Annotated in this window: 18 protein-coding genes and 1 pseudogene; 7 read left to right on the top strand and 12 right to left on the bottom strand. The window is 49.9% G+C overall.

Annotation, left to right across the window (positions count from 1 at the left end; genetic code table 11):
* A partial coding sequence (locus F4X88_21385) for a hypothetical protein (protein ID MYA58837.1) occupies window positions 1–362 on the bottom strand: 362 nt, incomplete at its 3' end.
* Window positions 363–375: 13 nt separating this feature from the next.
* Between F4X88_21385 and F4X88_21380 the strand changes: the two are divergent.
* Window positions 376–1,197 (top strand): annotated as a pseudogene (locus F4X88_21380) (IS982 family transposase).
* Window positions 1,198–1,905: 708 nt separating this feature from the next.
* Here F4X88_21380 and F4X88_21375 read toward each other — a convergent pair.
* The 3 genes from F4X88_21375 to F4X88_21365 all read right to left on the bottom strand — a co-directional run bounded on the left by F4X88_21375 (window position 1,906) and on the right by F4X88_21365 (window position 4,851).
* Window positions 1,906–2,088, bottom strand: coding sequence for a hypothetical protein (locus tag F4X88_21375; GenBank protein MYA58836.1), 183 nt, complete (start codon window positions 2,086–2,088; stop codon window positions 1,906–1,908).
* 281 nt (window positions 2,089–2,369) lie between these two features.
* Complete coding sequence (locus F4X88_21370) at window positions 2,370–3,542, bottom strand: hypothetical protein (protein ID MYA58835.1); 1,173 nt, start codon at window positions 3,540–3,542, stop codon at window positions 2,370–2,372.
* A 268-nt stretch (window positions 3,543–3,810) separates the two neighbouring features.
* Window positions 3,811–4,851 carry a sodium:calcium antiporter gene (locus F4X88_21365; GenBank protein ID MYA58834.1) on the bottom strand — a complete coding sequence of 347 codons (1,041 nt, stop codon included), beginning with the start codon at window positions 4,849–4,851 and terminating at the stop codon, window positions 3,811–3,813.
* A 177-nt stretch (window positions 4,852–5,028) separates the two neighbouring features.
* Here F4X88_21365 and F4X88_21360 point away from each other — a divergent pair, with 177 nt between their 5' ends.
* Entirely contained in the window at window positions 5,029–5,760 is a 732-nt protein-coding gene (locus F4X88_21360) for a hypothetical protein (GenBank protein MYA58833.1), read from the top strand.
* 39 nt (window positions 5,761–5,799) lie between these two features.
* On the opposite strand, the gene F4X88_21355 is transcribed toward F4X88_21360, so the two are convergent.
* Window positions 5,800–7,743: a hypothetical protein gene (locus tag F4X88_21355; protein ID MYA58832.1), complete on the bottom strand. Its 1,944-nt coding sequence runs from the start codon at window positions 7,741–7,743 to the stop codon at window positions 5,800–5,802.
* A gap of 146 nt (window positions 7,744–7,889) precedes the next feature.
* Here F4X88_21355 and F4X88_21350 point away from each other — a divergent pair, with 146 nt between their 5' ends.
* Entirely contained in the window at window positions 7,890–9,032 is a 1,143-nt protein-coding gene (locus F4X88_21350; GenBank protein MYA58831.1) for a mandelate racemase/muconate lactonizing enzyme family protein, read from the top strand.
* Here F4X88_21350 and F4X88_21345 read toward each other — a convergent pair.
* On the bottom strand, window positions 9,029–9,976 hold the full coding sequence (locus tag F4X88_21345; protein MYA58830.1) for a D-2-hydroxyacid dehydrogenase: 948 nt from the start codon (window positions 9,974–9,976) through the stop codon (window positions 9,029–9,031). The genes F4X88_21350 and F4X88_21345 overlap by 4 nt on opposite strands.
* Window positions 9,977–10,159: 183 nt before the next feature.
* On the opposite strand from F4X88_21345, the gene F4X88_21340 reads away from it, so the two are divergent.
* Both F4X88_21340 and F4X88_21335 read left to right on the top strand, forming a co-directional pair.
* A complete protein-coding gene (locus F4X88_21340; GenBank protein ID MYA58829.1) occupies window positions 10,160–12,859 on the top strand; it encodes a hypothetical protein in 2,700 nt (899 codons plus the stop codon).
* Between the two features lie 48 nt (window positions 12,860–12,907).
* Window positions 12,908–13,765 carry an energy-coupling factor transporter transmembrane protein EcfT gene (locus tag F4X88_21335; protein MYA58828.1) on the top strand — a complete coding sequence of 286 codons (858 nt, stop codon included), beginning with the start codon at window positions 12,908–12,910 and terminating at the stop codon, window positions 13,763–13,765.
* A 2-nt stretch (window positions 13,766–13,767) separates the two neighbouring features.
* Here the strand turns inward: F4X88_21335 and F4X88_21330 are convergent, their stop codons facing one another.
* Window positions 13,768–14,289, bottom strand: coding sequence for a molybdenum cofactor biosynthesis protein MoaB (locus F4X88_21330; GenBank protein ID MYA58827.1), 522 nt, complete (start codon window positions 14,287–14,289; stop codon window positions 13,768–13,770).
* A 21-nt stretch (window positions 14,290–14,310) separates the two neighbouring features.
* Entirely contained in the window at window positions 14,311–16,521 is a 2,211-nt protein-coding gene (locus F4X88_21325) for a VWA domain-containing protein (protein ID MYA58826.1), read from the bottom strand.
* Between the two features lie 792 nt (window positions 16,522–17,313).
* Between F4X88_21325 and F4X88_21320 the strand changes: the two genes are divergently transcribed.
* A complete protein-coding gene (locus F4X88_21320) occupies window positions 17,314–18,036 on the top strand; it encodes a hypothetical protein (GenBank protein ID MYA58825.1) in 723 nt (240 codons plus the stop codon).
* Window positions 18,037–18,113: 77 nt separating this feature from the next.
* Here F4X88_21320 and F4X88_21315 read toward each other — a convergent pair whose 3' ends face one another.
* The 4 genes from F4X88_21315 to F4X88_21300 all read right to left on the bottom strand — a co-directional run bounded on the left by F4X88_21315 (window position 18,114) and on the right by F4X88_21300 (window position 22,433).
* Window positions 18,114–19,592, bottom strand: a complete 1,479-nt coding sequence (locus F4X88_21315; GenBank protein ID MYA58824.1) for a CRTAC1 family protein — start codon at window positions 19,590–19,592, stop codon at window positions 18,114–18,116.
* A gap of 298 nt (window positions 19,593–19,890) precedes the next feature.
* Window positions 19,891–20,799, bottom strand: a complete 909-nt coding sequence (locus tag F4X88_21310; protein MYA58823.1) for a formylglycine-generating enzyme family protein — start codon at window positions 20,797–20,799, stop codon at window positions 19,891–19,893.
* Window positions 20,723–21,946 carry a tetratricopeptide repeat protein gene (locus tag F4X88_21305; GenBank protein MYA58822.1) on the bottom strand — a complete coding sequence of 408 codons (1,224 nt, stop codon included), beginning with the start codon at window positions 21,944–21,946 and terminating at the stop codon, window positions 20,723–20,725. The genes F4X88_21310 and F4X88_21305 overlap by 77 nt, the downstream gene beginning before the upstream one ends.
* A gap of 214 nt (window positions 21,947–22,160) precedes the next feature.
* A complete protein-coding gene (locus F4X88_21300) occupies window positions 22,161–22,433 on the bottom strand; it encodes a hypothetical protein (GenBank protein ID MYA58821.1) in 273 nt (90 codons plus the stop codon).
* 180 nt (window positions 22,434–22,613) lie between these two features.
* Between F4X88_21300 and F4X88_21295 the strand changes: the two genes are divergently transcribed.
* Window positions 22,614–22,853, top strand: a 240-nt coding sequence (locus F4X88_21295; GenBank protein ID MYA58820.1) for a hypothetical protein, incomplete at its 3' end; no start/stop codon positions are given.

The following is a 22,853-nucleotide window of genomic DNA, read 5'->3' as shown; positions in this document are numbered from 1 at the left end:
CCTGCTTTTCTGCTTTGATGCATCTTAATTCTTAAAATTGTCCAAACTTTAGTTGTATTAGGAAGATGAAAAAAACTCTGAATAGGATAATCTCCAAACCCTCCCTTGAATGATTCTTCAAAACTTAAAAGGTAGGTATAAATACCAGGATCTTCAAAAAGTCTTGCTGCCTCCGTTATTGCTCTTATAGTGGCTGAAAACCTAACGGACTTACGTTCGTATTTCCTCTGTACTGACCTGAAGTCCTCAGATGAATCCTCAGCAGCATTTAGTACTAACGTGAGTTTGATAATTAATTTCTGATTTTTTTGAATAAAGAGAACCCCTTTTGGTATAATGAAGTTACCACATTCTTCAACCAAAAGGAGTTCTCCAATGAGTATTGTATCACTTTTCTGCGAAATAGACGACTTTTTTATGATGTATGAGGCACATATCAGTAGAGACTGTCTTCCGAGCGAAGCAAGTTCTGAAACCCGGGGGCGTCCGAGACGCCTGCATCCGAGTGAGGTGATGACGATCTTGATCGCTTTCCACCAGAGCAACTATCGGACGTTTAAGCACTTCTATCTCAAACATGTCTGCGTGTATTGGCGTGCTGAGTTTCCGACCCTCGTGAGTTATTCTCGGTTCGTGCAGTTGAAGAAAGAAGTCTTGACGCTTTTGAAACTTTATCTCGGCACGCACCTCGGAGCCTGTAGCGGGGTGTCCTTCGTTGACTCGACACGCTTGCGGGTCTGTGATAACAAGCGGATCTCCGCACATTGCGTCTTCGCCGCAGAAGCGGAACGCTCGAAAACATCTATGGGGTGGTTTTACGGGTTTAGACTTCATCTCGTTATCAATCACACCGGTGCCCTCTTAGATGTCGCCCTGACCCCTGGAAATGTAGATGACCGAAAACCGCTACGAACGTTCGCAGAGCGCCTTCACGGAAGTCTTTACGGAGATAGAGGGTATATCTCCAAAGACCTTCGAGAAGTCCTCCGGGAACAAGGAAACCTGAACTTGGTTTACAAAGTCCGTAAGAACATGGATCCCCTGGACTTGTCTGTCTCCGATGAGGTATTGCTGAAGAAGCGGGTGCTTATTGAATCAGTGATTCGGGAACTCAAAACACAGATGCAGGTGGAACATAGTCGTCATAGAAGTGTTGAGAACTTCCAAGTCAATGTCTTCTCTGCTTTGATCGCATATCAGTTGTTAGAGAACAAACCCACGTTGAACCTCGCTGAACTGCAGGAAGTCAACGATTTACCCGTGCTTTTCTAAAGACTAAACTTTTATCAAACTCACGTTAGTACTAATAATTCAAAACTATTTAAGGAGATATCTAGAATCTCAGGTTCCGAAACCTCTGGAGTCTTAACTTCAGGACATTCCACAGTTACAGGATTTTCACTATCCCCTTCACACCCTAAAAGGAATAGAAAACCACCGAACATTATTATTGAAAGCATTCGTAGAATTTTCATAATCTAAACTTGATTCCTTATGTTATCACTGGTTTTTTTCGACGCGAAGGAACATCTGAACCTTTGCCATGTTGAAACCTATGTACTGCCATCGAAAATTTGGTCCACTGTCTAAACCAAGATTATGCTATAGAGTATTTGACACCTGTCTGATAAAATGCCCGATGCGTCTTCTCGCTTCAATGAGAATCCGCCTCACCGGGGTCTGTGTTTTCAAATAGGACAGTCTCATCAAATATCTTGACATCCGGTGGGCGATGCTTGCCACCATATGCTCCTTTGATTCTGTTCCAAATCCGGTCAATCGTTTTTCGAGAGAGATGCTGCGGAAGTCTGTTCTCTGCAAAGAAGTTAAGGGGCACCAGTTACCACTTAAGAGTGAACTGTCCCCCTCTGGAAACTACAAGTGGAGCGTAGCGGAATGAACTGGTCACTGGTTACTTCTCCTCTGATGTATCTGCTTGAGCGTCTCCTGTGTGAGTAACACACGATAGACGCTCAGTGTTTTCAACGCTTTCTTACGTGGAATCGGTATTACAGTCCCATACTTCCCAATATGGAAGTTTACATATCGATACACGGATTCATAAAACGCGCCGGGATCAAATCTCACTTGCGTGTCCCAATCAGGAATGAAAGCAGGGGGGCGATCTCGGCGAATTCAAGCCGCAGTATCCGTTTGTTGATTTTCTGATGAAGGGATTTTACCATTAGAAGATTCTCCGATGATAAAATGCCCCATACACGCTCTGGCTTCGTTTGGCCATCGGAAACTCCTTTCTATGAGATTGTTATTGTATCGCAATCTTGGTTTAGAGAGTGGTCTAAATTTCCGAAAAAACAAAAAAAGAAAGAGGCGGATCTGAATAAGGTCCGCCTCTTTCTTTTCTCTCGTTAGGATACGGTTTGGTATTGTTCCCACGCTTCGCCTGCCGCAGCGGCTTGACGTTCCAGTTCAGTTCGCCACCCAACCACTTCACCCGCTTTGATGCGTTGGATGTCAAAACCTGCGTAGCGGTCTTCGAGCCGATCTCCGAGTTTGTGGTTCGCCGCCCAGCGATCCCATGCCGTTTTCATCCATTCGTGCGGAAGTGCCTCACGCACGGCGGGATCGAGTTGCCATGCGAATCGGGCATCGACGACCTTCGGTGCCTCCTCGGGGGGACCTTGCCATTTCGACCAACCGATTGAGAGCGTATTGCGCTCACGTTCAGGCACGGTGTGTCCTGTATGGATCGTCGTGCCGTTACGGATAAGTGCCTCGCCCGGTTTCAGCCGAATCGCGATCTGTCCGGGAAGTGGGTCTGTGCCGTTCCAACTCGGTGTATAGGGCACCCCTTGGTCCTTCATGGATTGTGGGAGTAGCACGTCGTGTTCAAGTGGGGTGCGCCATCGGCTATGGCTACCCTGGACGAGTTCGTGGCATTCATCGTCTGCGAGTGCCAAGAACATGCCGACACTGTTCCGTTCGGTAATTCGCTTCTCATTTTCTTCCTGAATCTCTTTCCAGCGGATCCGTTCCACCGCCTCAGAATAGGCTTCAGGACCTTCTTGGCGACTTTCTTGCGAGAAGTAACTCTCGCCAGTCCCCCACCATGTCGTGTCTCTGTGCCATCCGAGTCTGTTATCCTTTTTACGGGGATTACACCACAGGAGAATATTCGTCATGACGAGGTCTTCAGGCTCTACGTCACACCACGCCTTGACGAAGCCCGTGAAATCTGGGGATCCGTAAAATTCAGTGAAAGCGGGTTCTTTAAATGCGGGATGGATGATACCTCGGATTGCCCACGGTTCGTTCTCACCCGCCCGGTGAACGTATCCCTTTGAGCAGTCGATAACATCGTAACCGTTCTCTGGCGCACACGCTTGTGTAACCCGTCTACCTGCCTCTCGGAGGAGCGGAATCCACGGATTGTCGACAAAGTCGTTGATGATGACGAAACCGTGTTCCCTTAAATGCGCCAATCTTTCCGGCGTGGCACCGGGTGCCGAGAGTTCCGGTTTGAAATCAGCAAAAGCCGGAGCGCGATAAACTTCCTTCACCTCGGTTTGATTATTGTCCATTATCATGCCTCCTTTGAAGAAACTTTTTGGACACTTATCGAAACTTGGGATTTACTATTACATACCTGCACAAATTTGTCAAGGGACGCGATGTTGAACTCAGGACCGTCTGGTTTAAGGGGACTCGTTTGTAGTAGGGAAACCATTTATTGCCCGTTCTCATCGTTTTATAACGTGCGATGAATCACACGACTACAAACCCATTCGCTCGTAGTGAGGAAATCGTTTATTATCCACCTAATTACGGATTGCTGACTGCTGATAGCCTTTAATGCATCTCAATCGAAAGGACATAACTCAGGATTGTCACCAGGAGCCATGTCGCGACCAGCACGATCCCAAACGGACGTTTCAACTGATCGCCCGATACGAAGATCCCGCACCGGAAGACGATGAGGATAAACAGCATCGCCGGGAACAGGAACTGGAAGAACTGACCGTCTGCCTGCAGACCCCCTTGCGTTGCAGAAGCGGAGACACCCGCAACGAAAAGGACATTGAGAATATCCGCACCGATGATGTTCCCGACTGCCAACTCTCCGTGTCCGCGTCTGACTGCCGTTATTGCCGTTACCAATTCCGGGAGCGATGTCCCGAACGCAACGAGGGTCGCCGAGATGATGTGTTCCGGGACTTTTATTCTGTCTGCTATCTCGATCACAGTCGGAATTAGAACCTGGGCAGAAAGGACCACGATAGCGATTGCCCCGACGAGTTTAAGGAGTGTTCCAAAAGCACCTGTTCCCTCTGCCTCCACTTCTTCTCCGTCATTATCAGCATTCGCGCCTAAGGCACTTGCCCACCGAATGGACTGATAGATGTATAACCCCAGAAGTGCCACGAAGACCCAACCTATAGGTTGTAGTAAAGTGCCGCCTTGTGTGAAGACTTTCGCTGGGGAGGTCCACGGGAAACACCCAAGCACCAGCAGGATGCCCGCACCTACTTGGACGTTTGACAGCCGTGACGCCAATTGACGGTTCAGAGGAAGGGGCGCGATGAGGGATGCCAATCCGAGAATGAGTCCCGTATCGCAAATAATAGAGCCGACAGCATTGCCGAGTGCAAGTCCCGGTTCTCCTTGTAGTGCCGATAGCACAGAGACTGCCGCCTCTGGAGTTGTGGTGCCGATGCTCACGATCGTTGCACCGATGACCGCTTTCCCTAAACCCCATCGGGTTGAAAGGATGACGGCTTCGTCAACGAGCCAATCCGCACCTTTGCCGAGTATGTAAAGGGTTACCGCGATTATCGCAAAAAGCGCAAGGCTCGGTAACCCATTAATAATTTCTGTGATCCATTGTTCCATTAACTTTGCCTTTCAGGGAGATATAGGATGTTAATTTCTAAAGAATAGATTAGCATATACCTTTGATGCAGTCAATTAGTTTTCAAGCACACACTTTAAAAAACGTTTGACTTTGGCCAGAAGTTCAAGTATAATGATGGCATGATAGGATCCAATAACAAAACGTTCAGGAGGCTTATGATGATGTTAAAGCGAAGTTTGGTATTCAGTTTCGGACTCCTGTTTTTGGGGTTCAATGCGTTTGGCAACGTGTGGTACAGTGAGAATTTTGACAACTTCAAAGATGGTGATATCGCTGGGCAAGATGACTGGGAAACGGCAATGAACCAAAACACTTGCCAAATTAGCAGCGAGGTGAAGCGCGGCGACACAGGCAAAAGTATTCTAATCACAGAAGACACAATGGTCCTCAGAAGTTTCGACGGCACGCATGACGGAATTCAGTATGTTTCGTTATTCACGCAGCGGGATAAGGGCGCAGGCATAATGCTGTTTTATATCGGTGGAGATGCCATTAAGTGGGGCGGGGCTGCCGTGTTTAATACCCGGGGGGATACCTCTATCCACGCGCTTGACGGCAATGTAGGACAACAGGTCGGGGAGCTGAAATTGGGGGAATGGCACCATTTCCGTATCGTGCTCGACTTTAAAAAGAAAACGTATGACTTTTACGTCGATGACGAACAGATCGTCGATGGTTTCGGTTTTAGAGGCGAAGGGGGAAAAGGCGGCGTGAATCCGAGTCTCGGTTGGATCTTCTTCGGTTGGGACCATCCCGATGCGCTGACGGCTTATATTGATGACATTGAAATGGGAGACGGTGAAGGCGAAACGGCTGGCAAACCGCAAGCGGTTTCCGCTTCAGACAAACTCGCGACCACGTGGGGAAAGATCAAGCAGCGATTGTAGCATTTGTTCGGGCGATGGTCAAAGTCTGTCGGTTCCAGTTTAATAGTAAAATGTGTACGTCGGTCTGTCAAGGAGAATGCTTAAGATATTCCAGAAACTACCCATGACAAAATCCCCGAGTGCCAATCCGAGAAAGAGCGGCACTGCTTTCCGATAGAGACCAAGCCCGCCATATTTTAAGACACTCCATTTGGCGAGCGCACTGATGGCAAACGCCGCCCAGAAAAGGTGCAGGTGGAAGGATACCCCGTAACCGAGCGGATGGATGGGCCACCAGAACAGTCGACTCCGCACCGCTGAAAGCAAGGTTGTGAGAGAGAAACCGAATATTATCGCAGCGATATGACCCCTGTTTGGGTCTTGGGGCGACGTGAGCCATCCCTCAAGGAAGCGATATGCGCGTCCGCCGAAACTGTTAATCTGTCCACCCACTTTGCCGGTATTAACCCCAAGTTCAAAGAATGTATCTACCAACATGAAGATACACAACGGCATTGCGATGACTGTCAGGAGAATCATCAAACGAGACAGGCCTTGGACATCAAGATTCCCGCGTTCGGCAAGTTTAAACGCTTCAAGTTGATGCGGCATTGGGTGGCTCCGATTGTCTCGATTGAACCAAAAAAAGAGGGAAAACCATGTTAGGTTTCGGGCACCGATGCGCCGCGTGCCAAGTATACTGATAAGGCTATGGTGCGGACCGATAAAGGTTGTTGAGTGAATCGGGAACCCTATTTGTGCTCGAATGCGTGTCAGTGGGATCGCGATCGTTGCAAAATGTGCGGCGAAGAATAGAATCGCGATCCACATCGCCATTCCGCCGCGCATCGCGAATCCAATGATGAATATTCCACCGAAAATAATCCCCAAAAGCGCCGTTCGATAGCGCATCGGTTCTGCTTCGTCCGTTGCTTGGCTGCGTCCAAATGCTGTGCGGAACGCCCGCCAAATCTGCCGGCGTGTACTCCAAAGCGCGACTATGCAGATACCGATGTATGCCCCGGTATTCTGTTCGTACGGATACGGAAAGCCAGGGACGTTTTCGAGTCCGGTTAGGATAGCGATAAAGTATTGCACTTTGTAAAGAAAGAAAAAGAGCAGGCACGATATAAGCAAGTCGAGCGGCATCAGAAAACCAAGTCCGACTGCGAAGGGATAGACAATAATCGCATTCCCACCGCGAAGAAAGGCCGTCCACGGCTTTTCAGTGAATAATGTGTTGAGAGGTATGTGCTTGTTTGGGAAAGCAGGAATTGAAGGAAAAAAGATGTTAAGCCCGTTGGCAAGACTGATGAGTGACGCAATGCCGAATCCCCACCACATCGCCCGGTTTCGAAGGAATTGGTTTGTATTGTAGGCAAGTTGATACGGGAGCTCGACAATCGGATACACGAGACGTTCCTGTTCCGTCCACTGCTTGCGGATGATGATATTGATACACTGCATCACGAAGATAAGCGCGAAAGTGAAGGTGCACCACCAGAACGTCGGTATCACCCATTTCTTCACAGAGTGCGTTTCAAAAAACGGGGCATCGCCGAGATAGAATGCGCGGAGCACACGCGGATCATTGATTGTTAACCACTCCGGTAGATAACGCCAAAACAACTCGCGCCATTCGTTTTCAGGAGTGCCGAAATAGAAGGCGTGAACGATAATTGAGACGAGTGGTAGGAACATATCATAAGACATGAACAGCAGTGTTATGGACATCAGAACATAAAGGCTAATCAGTTCGCCGCCTGTTAGGGCATGCTTTGCGGCGTATTTCTTTACAACGATGTTGAACACTGAGATGACTAAGAGCGTAAACACGACGCTATAAAACGGTGCCATCAATGTTGGAAAGGTGTATCGGAGGGCTTCACACTCAATATGCCATTTGTAGATGAAGGGCAGGAGTAGCAGGGATATGAGGATGGTGCGGAGAGTGATTTTTTCATGATTTGGTGTATCTATAGGTGAACGTGGTGAAGGCATCATGAGAATTTGAATAGCTGGGCGGTCGGTGAAAAGTCGTGGTGTGTCGTCATAGAAAAGTGAACCGTCTCCCCATATTTTACGTTTATTCGGTTAAAAGTTCAAGAAAATCTGTCGCGAGGTATTGATGTCAAAGAGGGTATTTAACCATGAAAATTACACAGGTTGAAGCGTTCGCGCTCCGATACCAAACGGAAAAATCAGCAGAGGAACACACGGACAGTTATTACTTGCCACCTGAAGGATGGCGTTCCATTTACTCGCGCCACCATGAAACGATGGTCGTGCGGATTACAACATCGGAGGGTATCGTCGGGTATGGCGAAGGACAAAGCCCCGTTTCACCGCGCACATCGAAGACAATCGTTGAGGATCTCTGTCGTCCGATCCTCATGGACAAAGATCCGTTTGATGTGGAATTTCTTTGGCAACGGATGTTTACGGCGATGCGGGAGCGTGGACACTATACCGGCTTTTTCATCGATGCACTCGCTGGATGCGACATTGCCCTCTGGGACATCATCGGGAAAGCCACAGGGAAACCCGTTCACAAGGTGCTGGGGGGACGCTATCGCGATCGGATCCCTTTATACGCCGGTGTTGGCGGCAGCACTCCGGAAGCGGCGGCGACACAAGCAGCGAAGCATGTCTCGCAGGGGTATGGCGGGTTAAAAATTCACACAACGCACGGCCGCGCCGAGATTTTGGAGATCGTCGCAGCAGTGCGCGAACAGGTCGGTCCGAAGATTAAGTTGATGGTGGACCTCCATACCCAATACAGTGTCCCAGAGGCGACATTACTCGGCCGCGGGCTTGAGGAATTGGACGTGGTGTGGTTGGAATCGCCAACGGCACCCGAGGACATCCCTGGGCAAGCGGCATTGGCACAAGCACTGGATATGTCGGTCGCTATTGGCGAATGGACACGCACCCGTTATGAGTTACGGGAGGTGTTTGAACGGCGCGCCTGTGACATCACCATGCCCGATATTGCCCGAACAGGGCTCACAGAAGGAAAACGCATCGCAAGCCTCGCCGATACCTATAACATTCCGGTAACACCGCACATCGGGGGCGGTGGCATCCTCTCGATTGCCGCGACGGTGCAATTCTCAGCGACAATTCCCAACTTCCTGATTATGGAGCATTCCCCTGAGGCATACGAATCGAAAGGGCAAATCACCACGCGAAAACCGATAATCGAGGAGGGGGCTTTCGTCATTGATGATGTGCCCGGACTCGGTATTGTGATAGATACAGAGGCGTTGGAAGCCTTTGCGATAGGCGATTAATACCCTTTTTCCTTATCTACAACGTTAGTAAGCGGTTCTCCATTGACGTATTTGTGCATGTTGTCGATAAAGAGTTCCATTGCGCGTTTGGCGATGTTTTGCGACGCACCAGCGGTATGGGACGTTAGGATCACGTTCGGGAGCGTCCAGAGCGGATTGTCTTGCGGACACGGCTCTGTATAGGTTACATCCAACCCCGCCCCCGCTAATTTTCCGCTTTTCAACGCGGCGATCAACGCATCTTCGTCGACCACTTTACCGCGGCTGACATTGATGAAAAAGCATCCCGCTGGCAAGGCATCGAATTCCGCTTGGGATAGCAGTTTATGCGTTTGCGGTGTGATTGGACAGCAGACCGTCAAAACGTCGCTTCGAGACAAGAACTCCGGTAGCCAGTCGAGTTGTCCTAATTCGTCAACAGTGTCCGGCTTCTCCATCGGTTCGGGATCGACAGCTATTACGTTGAAGTCGAAGGCTTTGGCACGTTGCGCGACGGCTCTGCCGATACCCCCAAGTCCGAGAACACCCATCGTCATTCCCGATACCTCGACGCACTGTGTCCACTTCCATTCCTTATCACGCATCAAATCGAGTTGTGTGTTGATCCCTCGTGTCAGGGACAGCAGCAGCGCGAAGGCGTGTTCGGCGAGTTGGGGTCCATACAGACGCTTACTGTTTATCAGTGTGATGGGGCTCTCTTTGAAGGCGGGGTACATGGACCGTTCCACGCCTACGAAGGGCTGCATCACCCACTGTAACGATGTCGCATGGGGAAGGGCATCCTCTGATACGACACCGTAGAGAATTTCAGCGTCTGAGATATGGTCTTTGAGTTGCTCACCCTCCGGTAGGAAACTGATGTCCATCTCCGCGGGGGCATCCTTCAGCATATCCGCAACTTCTTGGCTAATTCCACTGGCAATCAAAACTTTGATGTTCGCCATTGAGCTTCTCCTTGGTTATAGAATTTTCTGTGATGATGGTTCACATGAACCGAAGTTTATCATAGGTTGAGATGTTTGTCAACAGGAAGATTTCGCTGGGACTCTTTTTTCTTGACAGATTTCCCCAAAACGGGTATTCTCAAGAAAAATCTCTCCTTTATCCCGTGAAAGTGAGTAACGATTATGCTACAGGTCCGATACGCACGCTATACCCCCCACGATGCATACCTCCGTTTGACGAATGAACAGTATATTCTCGATGTGGATAGACGCAGCGGTGTTATCAAAGGTTTATACCTCACAGAGGACGCACAAGGCACGAACTTCTTTGGGAATGAGCAGAACATGCGCCTCAACATCTGGTGGAAGCAACGACACGTCCCCGAAAAGTCGCAACGCATTCCGATGCACTGCTGGACTGGCGACGTTGTGCTGAAAGCGCGTCTCGCAGGGGAAACGGCGTGGCGCGCGATGCACACCTTCCTCAGCGACGATGTCCGCACAGTGACCCACGACGACGATTCCATAACGACCCGTTATGAGGGCAATTCCGTCAACCGAGGTGGACTCCAACACCTCAATATTGAGCAACGTTATGCGTTTCGGGGAAACCCGCAAAGCGGAGATGCGATTCTATGGACGATCACGCTACATAACACTTCGAAGCAACAGGTCGAAATCGGAGAACTCGGACTCCCGATCACGCTGAATACGAACTACAACATCGGTGATGAGAAACAGGGATTCAATCATCGGTCGGTTGAGTCTACGAAATATGTCTTTGAGCAACGCGTGATTGAAAGCTCTTTTGTCTCTGGACACTCGTCCTATATCCTTGCGACCCGTGCGAGTGGGAAAGGCGACCATTTGCTGATTGTTCCGCAAGACAACACCGCATTGGAGGCGATTTCTGGGTATGGACTCTTTCCCAATACCGAGATGATGACGGGGGCTGGCTCTCTGTTTTATCTGTTTTCTGAAGCCACTGCGGAGGCACCTTGGTATAACGGACACCGTTCACTCACTTTAGCACCCGATGAAAGACGGACTTTCAGTTTCATGCTGTGTCGCGTCAAGGATTACGCCGATGTCAGCGAGAAGTTGTATCAGAACGGGAATGTCGCCGTGAAGATCGTGCCGGGAATGGTGCTACCTGTCGGAACGAAGGCGCATCTGCTGCTCCGATCCAAGAAACCGATTACAGCGATTGAGACCGCCAATGGCATTGAAGTTGAACAAGTGGCAACGATGGGTGACCGTCACACCTATACCGTCCGTCTGACTTCTATGGGTGAACAGAAGGTGACAATCCGCTACGGTGATGGTGAGTGGTCACATCTATTGTTTAACGGCATCGCGGAGATAGAGAGCTTAATGAAGGCACGCGCCAAATTCATCGTGGAGAATCAGCGTGTCGAAGACCCAGACGACCTCTGTCACTACAGTTTTCGTATCTGGAATAACGAGGATGAACGGCTCATCGTGGAGGAGGAGGCACCGTGCGGCTCGATTGATATGGGGGGCAGCGATGACCGATGCTTTGCACCACCCGTATTCCTCGCTGGAAAGAACGCTTATTACCCCGATGAGAAGGAGATCCACGCACTCGACGAATTCATTGAGAAGTTTCTCTACGGGAAGTTACAGAACAAAGACAACTATCAGGTGCTGAACTCGCTCATCGGGCTACGACCCGGATCCTGGCGGCGATGGGATTACGTCTGGCGTATCTATAACTATCCACACGTCTATAACATCTACTATCAGATGTATCGGATTACCACGTTGCACGGGATAAAAACCAGCCGTGAACCGTTGTGGTATCTCAACCTTGCCTACAACACTGCTCTCGCTTCTTATCTCGATGCCACCTACGAGAGCGTCTATGAGACGAAAAATTACATCGACTACCACCGCGGCAACATGTCCAAGACGCACGCACCGATGGGATCACCGATTCTGGCGCGTCTCCTGAAATCGCTGAAGGCGGAAGGCATGGCGACTGAATACCGGACGCTTCGGGAGGCGATTGAAGGGTGTCTCCCATTTTTCCGTGAGGAGGAATACCCTTTCGCATCGGAGTATTGTTTCGATCACGCCTCAAAGGCAGCGTTGTATTATTTAGCACAGGTCGCGGACGATGAGTCCTTGAAAAAACGGGTCGTGGCGACAATTCTCGCGAGCCGAGATGCCACGCCGATGTGGTTCTCCTACTGCACGAACATGCGATACATCGGATGCTACCCGACGCCGCTGATGGCACGTCCGCTTTTCGACAGATATGAACAGACCGGGGATCTACATTTTCTGCAGAAGGCTTACGGCGCAACCTTGGCGGTCTGGAGTTGTGTCGATCCGTCTGGGAAGGGCTACAACGGTAGGGAATGGCGATTTAATCCGCCGGAGAAGGGGGCGCCGGAATACAACTACTATCGCAACGGCTGTTTCTCTGGTGAAGTCGGGATGGGGCTTTACGGCAACTTGAGCATGCTGAAATCCTACCTTGTCCAAGATCCGGATTTCGGGCTTATCGGTTATGGGTGTGCTGTTTCCGAGACGGCGGACGCTTATACCCTCGTCCCGCAGGATGGATTGGGGGTCAGGGGTGCCTTTGTGCCGCTCGGTGTGACGGTAGAGACGGTGAAGGCTCGCATTCAGAAGGCGACACTCACGAAAGACTTGGGACGGTTGGTGCTTGTTTTGTCCAAGCCATCTACGCATGTGGAATGTGCGCAGGTCTCGGTGCGTGGGTTGCCGTCAGGATCGTATCGGGGTAGCACAGGACGCCTCGATATCTGTGAGCAGATTGAATGGGATGTCCCTTATGCAGAGGGACAGAATTCGGTTAAGGTGACGTTAGTTCGCGAAAAGGAACGGATTTAGTCTATTCCCAGACTAAATCCCCAACCGCACGGGTGTCTCTCTGAAACAATGCGTAATACTATACTCGAACCCCGCACTAAAATCCTGATGATGCTCGTTAGCGGTTGTCTCGTCGTTCTGTTGGACAGCCCGACGGCTCTACTCGTCTGTTTCGTTGGGAGTCTCACGTTGGTCGCACTGTCCGTCCCGACATGGCGGCAGATCGGAGTGCTCTGTGCCTTCCTCTTCTTTACGACGTGGGGTCTGATTTACAGTCAAGCGATCTTCTATAACGAATTTCCACGCACGGTGCTGTTTACACTTGTGCCTGCCGACCTGCCACTCATTGGAAAAATGACGGGCGGCATCCGTGTCTATCGAGAAGGACTCTTTCACGGGATCGTCCAATCCCTCCGTTTCAATACGACCCTCGTTATCGGGTGCTTTATCGTCTGGACGACGCAACCGCGTGATCTGCTCCTCGCCTTGACGCAGTTGCGTGTGCCTGCAACCCTTGCTTTTATGGTGACGACGGCGTTACATTTCATTCCTGTGATTACGAATGAGGCTGCGACGGTGTTCCGTTCGCAAAGGTTAAGGGGGTTCCGGTATCTCCGTCTCAATCTATTGGCGACCTGCCGCGGGGTTATCAACAGTTTCCGTCCGATCTTGGCAGGTAACATCCGGCACGCGACACACCTCAGCGAATCCGTTGAGAGTCGTGGATTCTCGCCAGAAATGGCGACGCGACGCACCTCGCTCCGGTCTTTGAAGATGGGCGTGTGGGATTACAACCTACTCGCTGTGTTGTTCGCCTGTTTGATCGGTGTCGTTGGGTTGAAACTGCTCTATTTCTTTTATGCGAACGGTATCTATTACGCCTCGTGGTTGCGGCATGCGTATACGTTCACCCGTGAGGTGTTATAGGGTCACCGTCCGACTTCCCACGCCAGATGTTGCAATTCGGGTCCAATCAGTTTTTCCCATGCCAATTGCACAGCAGCAGTCGAACCGGGTGTGGAAATCACGACTTTTCCGCGGTAGACACCCGCCGTCGCTCGGGAGAGCATTGCCGCGGCACCGACCTGATCGTAGCTAAACATCCGAAAGAGTTCGCCGAATCCGGGCAGCGTCTTTTCCAATTTGCGATTGAGAATGTCAAAAGTGGTGTCGCGCGGGGCGATACCCGTGCCACCGTTGAAGAGGATAACCTGTGCATCGCTTTCCGCCATTTTATCCAATACTTCAGCGACTTGATCGGGTTCGTCTTTTATGATTTGGTATGCGGTGACGCTGTTTCCTTCTGCCGCGAGCTGTTCGCGCAGGAATACGGCGTTTTTGTCTGTTTCAGGGGTGCGTGTGTCGCTCACGGTGACGATCGCGACTGCGACGGGCCCCTCTTCAGTTGCCATTTCTCGGTGTTGTTGCGTACTTGTAGAAGTTGTTGACATGTAATGTCGTCTCCTTTTAAATTATTGATTTGGGTAGGTTCTATTGAGGTGTTTCGGCATTGTAAAAAAACGTCCACCTGTCTGTTCCGCGAGTTTTTTCTGAAAATCTGTGGGGCCCGGATGTCCAATAACATAAGCACGGATGCCTAACGACTGACAGAGACGGAGTGCGCGTTCGGGCGGATATTTTCCCGTTGTCGGTTCATCTGTCAGAATGAGCAGGAATCGGCTGGCATACGGACTGAATTTGACTTTCGGCACGCCTTCCACAATAGCGTCAATGAGATGCTCGTCTCCGCCAAATGGAGCCTCCATGGAACTTTCGAGCATGGATTCGTTGAGCGGCATCTGCGTCACAACCGCGCCGTTGATGATTTTGATGGCATCCTTCGCTTCGGCGAAACGGATCAGTCCGATCCGATATTTAATTGGCAGAATGTCTAACCTACCCATAAGCGTGCTTAAACCGAGCATAATCGCTTCGGATTTGCCCCCCATACTCCGACTGTAATCGAGCATTACCACAATGTCCACGACGGGTTCAAATCCCCTTACCGCGCTGTCAGGAGATGCACTGAGTGCTGCCCCGTCATAGATGTTCAGGCGGTTATTTTCATTTCGGATAGTATACATGCGACGACGGGTCGAATCGTTTATAAGCCATCTGTTGCCACGCTTTTGCGTCATAGCCGTGAGACTGTTCGAGAGATTCCAGCTTTCAGGATAGATACCGGCGAAAACGTTCAGCTTATCCCCCTGTTTGCGGATGGTATAGATGCGACCGTTTGTATAATCGGTGATTACCCACAGATCCCCCTTCTGTTTCTCCCAGACCATAGAACTTCCAAACAGATTGTCGGCACCGGCTATAGAGACCCCATTCTTCTTGAATTCACGTTGCAACTTTTTTATAGGGACATCGCCATCTTCGAGGAGCACCTCGAATTGAGATTCCATACTGAAAAGCAATCGTCCCCCGTTTCGGCGAATGTCTTTGACAATGTCCCGGAAAACCTTCATAAATGCCTCATTGGCGACACGATCGCTCGGAAGCGTGGTTGCCTTACCGAAACCGCCCGGAATCGGCTGCCAGAGTCCCCCCGTCGTTTCCGCTAACTTTTGTTGAAACGGTTCTGGAACCCCAAGAACGTTCACACGTATACCCTGAAGTTGATATTCTTTGATAACCTTTTCCCGCATTGTCTCGTAAGCCCCGTCCTTCCTCATGTGTGTCGATGCGGGTTCGTCGGTTACGAGGATGATGTATTGGTCAGCATCGGCATGGAAGTCGATACGATACGGGGTATCCAAGAGTGCGTCGAGGGCATGTTCATCTCCGCTGAGTTTGGCTTTTTGCATCCGTCTGCGAAGCATACCGACATCCGGTAACAACGTCCGAATCTCCAGTTTTTGACCTTCGTATCTGACACTGAATTCCGACATGCCGAGGTGGTATTCCAGATTGACGAGATCGAATTCATCGGTCATGGCAAACAGGTTCGCGGCGACTTCTTGGATGTTATCGCGCATGCTCGCGCTCGTGTCGATGACGAAGACAACGTTCACCTTGTCTACCTCTCGTGTTCCGATGATATGATCGGCGATACGCTTGAGTGCTTTCGCGAATGGGTTGCTATTTCCTTTACCAGTGCCTTCCCCTTCATTGTCTCCATCACCGTCGCCGATAGTCCCAATTTCAGAGGCACCCGTGGATTGAAGCCTATGGAATCCACCACCGCCGTCCCCTTTGACGCGTTGTCGGAGACTGTCTACACCTGCACCTGCGGTCGTCTGATAGGGACTCGCAACCTCTCCTGAGATCGGCGTCTCTCGGCTATTGATCCGTTCTGCGTCTGTGGTCACATCGGGGAGTGTCGTTTCTAGGTCCGATGTGGATCTTGTTGCACTGTGTAGGAGTGCCGCTTCCGATTGACGCACGGTTTCGTCGATTAAATTCGCGGAAGCCATGAGGTCAAGATGCCGTTGGTTTGTATCCGTAGAGGGATCTGTTTGCTGTGGTGTTCGGAGTTTTTTGGGGGGCGGCGGTTTGAGGGTGCGCCGTTGTTCCCGAAAGGCTTCTGGATTGATGAGTTCCACTGCCAGCGCGTCTTCACCCCTGTTCTGGCTCGGCGTATAGAACGAGAACATAAAAGTGATGGCGAGACAAAGATGGACGATGCCCGCAAAGAGCAGGGCGCGCATGGAACGGTGTCGCCTATAGGAACGGTTCATGATGTTTTCTCCATTTCGATATAAGTCTGTTTATCCCTCAACCCGATCAGCACTATTTATTGCGCAGTCTGTTTCTTCTTCACCTTTCCCCACGTTGTGGTTAGCAGGTGCGGTTGTGGTGAGACCGACAAGGCATATTCTGGATCGAACCAATCTCCACTAGTGTTCCACCCATACCATCGGTGTTCATGATATATACTTCGCGCTGACCTCCATCCCGCGTTGAGGTAAATAGGATTTTCGGAGTTGTCGGTGCTTGTGCGAAAAGCGGATAAACGTTTACATTCAGCACGAAAAGAATAAAGATGGTAAAAATTAATAACCGTGTCGTTTTCATAAGGCGTAACCCGAGGAATCAGAATGCGTTTCCGTAGTATATGTAAAGAGTGGGGTAGTCGGTGTTCTCCGGAATTCAGGTTATATTATTATATCATTTAAAACGGAGTCAATCAAATTAAAGTTGACAAAATTGATGCATTCTGCTAAAATTATGAAAATTCGATAATTTTTTGCACTTTTTTCTTGCAATTCATATTTGAAAAGTGCTATAATTGATTTTGTGTATTCTTTCAACTTCTCGGGGTGACGTATACTATCTCGCAGAAGATCAAAAAAAGGATCGCACTGCTGACAGATGACCGGTGGAACGTCAGCATTAAAAAGCGTGATTTGCACGCAGTACTGCTATCACCAATAGTAAAAATCTGATGAGGTAATGAGATTTTGGGAAGCGCGCTTCTTACTCAAGAACTCTGAGCCTTGTGTATATTTAGAGAAGGAGATTTCATAGCTATGAAAAAATTCACAATCTTTATCACACTTGCCTGCGTTGTCATGATTTCACCGATGGCATTCGCGCAGAATTGGCAACCGGCAGGTGATAATTGGATTGCAAAATGGTGGGGACTCGATCTCGTCACCGATACGGGTGGTTTTAACACATCGGCAACGATTGATTACCTTGCTGAAGGCAGTGGTGGTTTGATTTCCAACGCCTCCGTTTCCACACGCGACGGTGCCGGAAAAACCGCAAACGCCATCGTGAGCCTCCCGGATAATGGCGGTTCACTCGCGTGGTCCATTGTTGACATCAATACCGAAGACCAACTGAACATGTCCACAAGCCACGGGATCCCTGATGGTCGCGACATCACATGGCACGGTATCATCGTCGTTATTTCACCAGATGACCGGACGACAACGATGCACCCTGCACACGATGATTACGCCCAAATCTGGATCAATGGCGAACAGATCTATGACAATAGTGCCTGGACAGGTGGGGTTCGTGAAGTCACAACGCCAACCGAGGTTCAATTCCACAAAGGCGAGAACTTCTTGCACTTCAAATGTGGTGAATCGGGTGGCGCAGATTACGTCAACCTTCGCTTTGAACCGACCGACACCGATCTGCTCATCGCACCCACGAAAGATAACCTCTTCTTGGATGTCCTCACACCCGTTGAGCCGCAAGGCAAACTGGCAACACAGTGGGCAGCACTCAAGCGTCAGTAATTTTTATTGTTAAACGAGAAACCCGCATCCAAATAAGGACGCGGGTTTTTTGTTGTCTAATGTAGGATTGAAATTCCCTACTCTTCTGATTCCACAATTGTCAGAATCTGGTTGATGGGGAGGTCTCGCAGTTTTTGTATGGTTCCGCTTTGCCAGACGATGTTCACTTTCTCGACATGCCGATGCTCTCCTAAGCCGAACAGTAAGCGTGTATCGCTTCCTGAGGCGTAGCTTGAACCGCTCTTTACTTCCCGTATCAGCGTCATGTTTCCTGCCGTGACGCTGACCTTCGCACCGATCCCGTCGCGATTGCTTTGCGTTCCGATCAGTTTAAGGCTCACCCAATTTTTCAGATTTCCGCCGTCATTCCGCAGTAGCACGGCACGCTGATCGGAATTCATAATAACAATATCGGGGTCGCCGTCGTTGTCATAGTCAGCAGTCGCGGCGGCTCTGCCAACAAGGGGGTCCGAAAAGTAAGTTCCCGCGGATGCAGAGATGTCGGTATAAGTGCCATCGCCGTTATTTTGAAATATCTGGTCGCGTTGGGCGTATGTTTCATTGTCCCCCAATATCTCAATAACATCTTGTGGGTGTCCGTTTGCACAGAACATATCGAGATGTCCATCGTTATCGTAATCCAGAAAGAGTGGACTAAAACCGACAAACGGAAGTGTCGGTTGTTCCAATCCACTGTCCGCAGTTGCATCAGCAAAGAAGAACCCTTCCTCGTTTTTATAGAGGGTTGCCTTCTCCGAATTCGCAACGATCAGATCCAGCCATCCATCGCCGTTGTAGTCTGCAGCGTCCACCCCCATAGACCCTTCAGCGACCCCTCTGTCGTCGTAACCGACACCGATGAAGATGCTTTCGTCCGTGAAAGTGCCGTCGCCGTTGTTATGATACAGAAAGTTTCTATTCGTATCGTTAGCGACATAGATATCCGGAAATCCGTCTTGATCGTAATCCCAAGCGACCGCTGCCATACCTCTTCCTTCGACGGGATTCGTCACACCTGCTGTTTCGGCAATATTCGTGAAGGTGCCGTCGCCGTTATTTCGGTAGAGGACATCGGGGGTTCCTTCGTAGCTACGCGGGTGCCCGTAACCGACAATGCCTTTGTAGGTAGACACCGGCATTGACAAGTCATACACCAGATAATTGACGACGAAGATGTCCAAGTCGCCATCTACATCGAAATCGAGGTAGACCGCAGCGATACTCCAGAGGGTGTTATCAATACCGGCGGCTTCGGTGAGGTCGGTAAAGGTGCCGTCGCCATTGTTTCGGTAGAGTTTATCCTGTCCGAAGTTGGCGACATAGAGGTCGGGATCGCCGTCGTTGTCGATATCCGCTGCAGATGCCGCCATCCCATATCCTGTGTCTCCTGCGCCTGAGGTTTCGGTAACATCCGTGAAACGTCCATCGCCTTCGTTTCGATAGAGGACGTTCCCGAACGCTTGTGGGGTTCCTTGAGGAACGCTCCCACTGTTAACGAAATAGAGGTCGGGATCCCCGTCAGTATCGTAATCGAAGAAGACCGTCCCCGACCCCATTGTCTCGATGATGTGTTTGTGTTCGGTGGTGCCTTTGTTATGTTTGAAGTGGATACCGGCTTCTTCGGTGACATCCATGAAGATAGGGGATTGCGAAGCGGCGGTGCCTACGGTTAGCAGCAGGAATAGGAGTGCTTGTAATAAGGACTTTAAATGGGGATAGGATTGTAAGAAGAACATTGTCGTAAATTTTGGCATTACCTGAATGCACAGTCAGCAGCCTGTAACAACGGCGCAGGCGACTCGAGAAAAAAGTCTGTCAAAGTTCCAACCCGCGTCGTTCCTCCGCAAGGTAAAATTAAAAAGTGGATTTTGCCAATCGGAAACCCACAAAGGAGGTTTTCAGATTAGGATAGAGATAAAACCGAAATGTAGTGCTGCATCGGGTGATGGTATCAATCCATGAACCTCCACGGATGACACGCCAGCTTCCAACTGCCGGTCCTGTTGGATTCTGTTTCGGACGTTTCGTGGCAGCTTGTGAGGTATGCCAATAGTAGACATCGCTGTACCAGTCGGCTGTCCATTCCCAGACGTTTCCAGCCATATCCATTACGCCGTAGTAACTTTTGCCTTTCGGGAAACTGCCGACAGGTGCGAGGCGGTTCTGATAACCGTCGTCATTTGCCGCTGTGTTCGCGTAGGGTTCAAGGGCATTGCCCCAGGGCCATGTTCTATTGCTGTAACCACGCGCTGCTTTCTCCCATTCCGCCTCTGTCGGGAGTCGCATACCTTTCCACGCGGCATAAGCGTTGGCATCGTGCCAGGACACACCGACCACTGGGTGATTCGGAAACTGTTCTGCGCGTGCGGGCCAATCGCCGATCTGCGGAAGATGCGTGAAGTTCTCTGGAGTGTGTTGGGGTGTTTGTTCAGGAGAAGCTATCTCTAATTGCTGTTTCCAAAATTCGTAGTACTCGGCGTTTGTGACCTCATATTTACTGATGTAGTAGGCATTGAGATAGACTTTGTGCATCGGTTTTTCATCGGCAGCACGGGTATCGCTTCCCATCGTAAAGGTGCCTGCGGAGACGAATATGAGATGCTCTGTATCCTGCGCCGATACGCCAAAACTCATACCAATGCTGAGAAGCAGGAGGAATAAACCGCATGCGACACTGCGGAAATGGCTATTTCTGCTTGGATAAAAGATATTCATAGATGCGATGATGCTCCTGCGCGAGTTTTTGGTTGCCCATACCTTCATAGAGTCTTGAAAGGTTGAGGTGATAATAAGGCTCGTCGCTATCAAGTTCGACCGCTTTTCGGAATGCACGCAGTGCCTTTTGCGATTCGCCTTGCATCGCGTAAGTGCTACCGAGGGTGTTGTAGAGAATCGCTTGGTTCGGCATGAGTTGGACGGCTTTTCTGGCGGCTTCTGCGGCGTGCTTAGGATAATTGAGGCTCATGAAAGCACGACTCAGCCCATGGTAAAAGTGGGCGTTATTGGGAGCGAGTTCAATGCATTTCTGAAAGACGGAGACCGCCTTGGCAAAGTTCTTTTGGTTCATGAGAAGTGTGGCTAATTCCGTCCATGCCTCAAGGTTATTCGGCTCGGCGCGCGTGAGACGGGTGAGGCGTTCGTATTCAGCGAATTCCTTTTGAAGTCGCTGATAGATTTGCATTTCCACTCTACTTTTCTCCCGGTCGCCTGATCGAAAATACGCCGTGCCGAGTCCGTGGTGTGGCTCAGCATAACCTGTTGGACCATGCGCTATTGCCAGTTTGAAGTTCTTTATCGCTTCGGGATATGCTTTTAAATTCAGGTGTGCGATGCCGAGTTCATAATAGAGATTGGCGGCGTGTGAGGTCAGCGAGAGTGCCTTTGTCAGGATCGGAACGGCTTCAGCATATTGACGGCGTTTTACGAGGGATTTCCCGAGCATTTCGTGCCCGCGTGCGTGTTGCGGGGAAAGTTCTATAACCCGTTGGAGGGGGAGCACCGCGTCTGCCCACCGATCAAGTCTGAAATAGGCAACACCGAGTGAGTAGAGTGCTTCGATGTTATCAGGCATCAGTGCTAAGGAGCGTTGGTAACTTTCGGTGGCTTTGTTCCAGAATTCTTCTTGGGCGTGCGCCATGCCGAGGTAGTGTAGGATTTCGTAGTGGTCGGGTTCAATTACAAGGGCGGCTTCAAACTCAGAGATAGCTCGGAGGTTGTCGCCTTGAAACATGAGGAGGAAGGCTTGCTCTACGTGTTGGACGTATCTGCTGTGGTCGCTGAGGTTCTCGTCAGCGATTCCAGACAATGGCGAACAGAACCAGAGGAGAATTAGAATCATCAATTTTCTAATTATACCTTGCGGTTCGTTGAGATGAGTGTTTTTGCTTCGGCGTTTCTTCAGTGATTTCATATTCTATCCCGTATATCCGCCTGCGTGTTTTTGCTTGCGTATTGCTGCGTATTGCTGCAGGCTACAATAAACCTGATCATAATGAAGTGAATTAAATTTTAACCGTAGTGCGGAAAAAAGTCAAGTTTTCCATAGAACTCATACAGGGTCATTCAATTTTAAGATTTCTCATTCACTTTAGCTTGGTTGGCAATGGTTTGTTCATTTTTCACATTTACCTCACAAAGTCATGCTGTTTCAAAATCGGATTGGGTGGGTGCTGTCTATGGTAATACTGAACTTTGGGAATTTTGAGATAAAAGTGCTTAAACGTCCGATACCTACTTTGATGGAAGGCGATGAGGATCGTCATCACCTCGCTCGGATGCAGGCATCTGGGTTGCCCGCGGGTTTCCGGGGGTGTGTCGGGTTCACAGCATGTTGAAATATCGGTCTCGGACATCATAAAAAAGTCGTGTATTTCGCAGAAAAGTGGTACAATACCCATCAGAGAACTCCTTTGGTTTGAAGATATCGGATACCTTCATTATACCAAAAAGGTTCTCTTTCTACAAAAAATTGCACAATTATTTATCAAACTCACGTTTTGCTACTGCTTTGGATTATGCCTCATCTTCTCTAAAACAACGCCTGAATGAGCTCTTATAGGATAAAGGAGTTTTAAAAGATGTTATTAAAAAAGTTTTGGATCCCTGTTCTACTCGTTTTGATAGGTGTTGCCATTGGTGTCACATTTTGGGAATACCAGCAGGTTGCGAGTCAAGCCCCTGTGAAGATTATCAGCCCTGTCACGGCTGACCCTGTTGATACGTCAAAGCCTGCGACACCGAAACCGCCCCCGCCGGGGGAAACCTACGAGAGCGGACACTGGCACGGCGAAGAGTGGCACGCTGAACCGCATGAACCC

The organism is Candidatus Poribacteria bacterium (assembly GCA_009839745.1).
Taxonomy (GTDB): Bacteria; Poribacteria; WGA-4E; order WGA-4E; family WGA-3G; genus WGA-3G.
Note: the sequence above shows the minus strand (reverse complement) of the source record. Positions and strands in the feature narration are given on the sequence as shown.

Excerpts from the sequence above, each read along its gene's own strand:
- F4X88_21370 (MYA58835.1), bottom strand. The coding sequence starts at position 3,542 with ATGGACAATAATCAAACCGAGGTGAAGGAAGTTTATCGCGCTCCGGCT.
- F4X88_21365 (MYA58834.1), bottom strand. The coding sequence starts at position 4,851 with ATGGAACAATGGATCACAGAAATTATTAATGGGTTACCGAGCCTTGCG.
- F4X88_21360 (MYA58833.1), top strand. The coding sequence starts at position 5,029 with ATGATGATGTTAAAGCGAAGTTTGGTATTCAGTTTCGGACTCCTGTTT.
- F4X88_21355 (MYA58832.1), bottom strand. The coding sequence starts at position 7,743 with ATGATGCCTTCACCACGTTCACCTATAGATACACCAAATCATGAAAAA.
- F4X88_21350 (MYA58831.1), top strand. The coding sequence starts at position 7,890 with ATGAAAATTACACAGGTTGAAGCGTTCGCGCTCCGATACCAAACGGAA.
- F4X88_21345 (MYA58830.1), bottom strand. The coding sequence starts at position 9,976 with ATGGCGAACATCAAAGTTTTGATTGCCAGTGGAATTAGCCAAGAAGTT.
- F4X88_21340 (MYA58829.1), top strand. The coding sequence starts at position 10,160 with ATGCTACAGGTCCGATACGCACGCTATACCCCCCACGATGCATACCTC.
- F4X88_21335 (MYA58828.1), top strand. The coding sequence starts at position 12,908 with ATGCGTAATACTATACTCGAACCCCGCACTAAAATCCTGATGATGCTC.
- F4X88_21330 (MYA58827.1), bottom strand. The coding sequence starts at position 14,289 with ATGTCAACAACTTCTACAAGTACGCAACAACACCGAGAAATGGCAACT.
- F4X88_21325 (MYA58826.1), bottom strand. The coding sequence starts at position 16,521 with ATGAACCGTTCCTATAGGCGACACCGTTCCATGCGCGCCCTGCTCTTT.
- F4X88_21320 (MYA58825.1), top strand. The coding sequence starts at position 17,314 with ATGAAAAAATTCACAATCTTTATCACACTTGCCTGCGTTGTCATGATT.
- F4X88_21315 (MYA58824.1), bottom strand. The coding sequence starts at position 19,592 with ATGGGGTCGGGGACGGTCTTCTTCGATTACGATACTGACGGGGATCCC.
- F4X88_21310 (MYA58823.1), bottom strand. The coding sequence starts at position 20,799 with ATGAAGGTATGGGCAACCAAAAACTCGCGCAGGAGCATCATCGCATCT.
- F4X88_21305 (MYA58822.1), bottom strand. The coding sequence starts at position 21,946 with ATGAAATCACTGAAGAAACGCCGAAGCAAAAACACTCATCTCAACGAA.
- F4X88_21300 (MYA58821.1), bottom strand. The coding sequence starts at position 22,433 with ATGGGTATTGTACCACTTTTCTGCGAAATACACGACTTTTTTATGATG.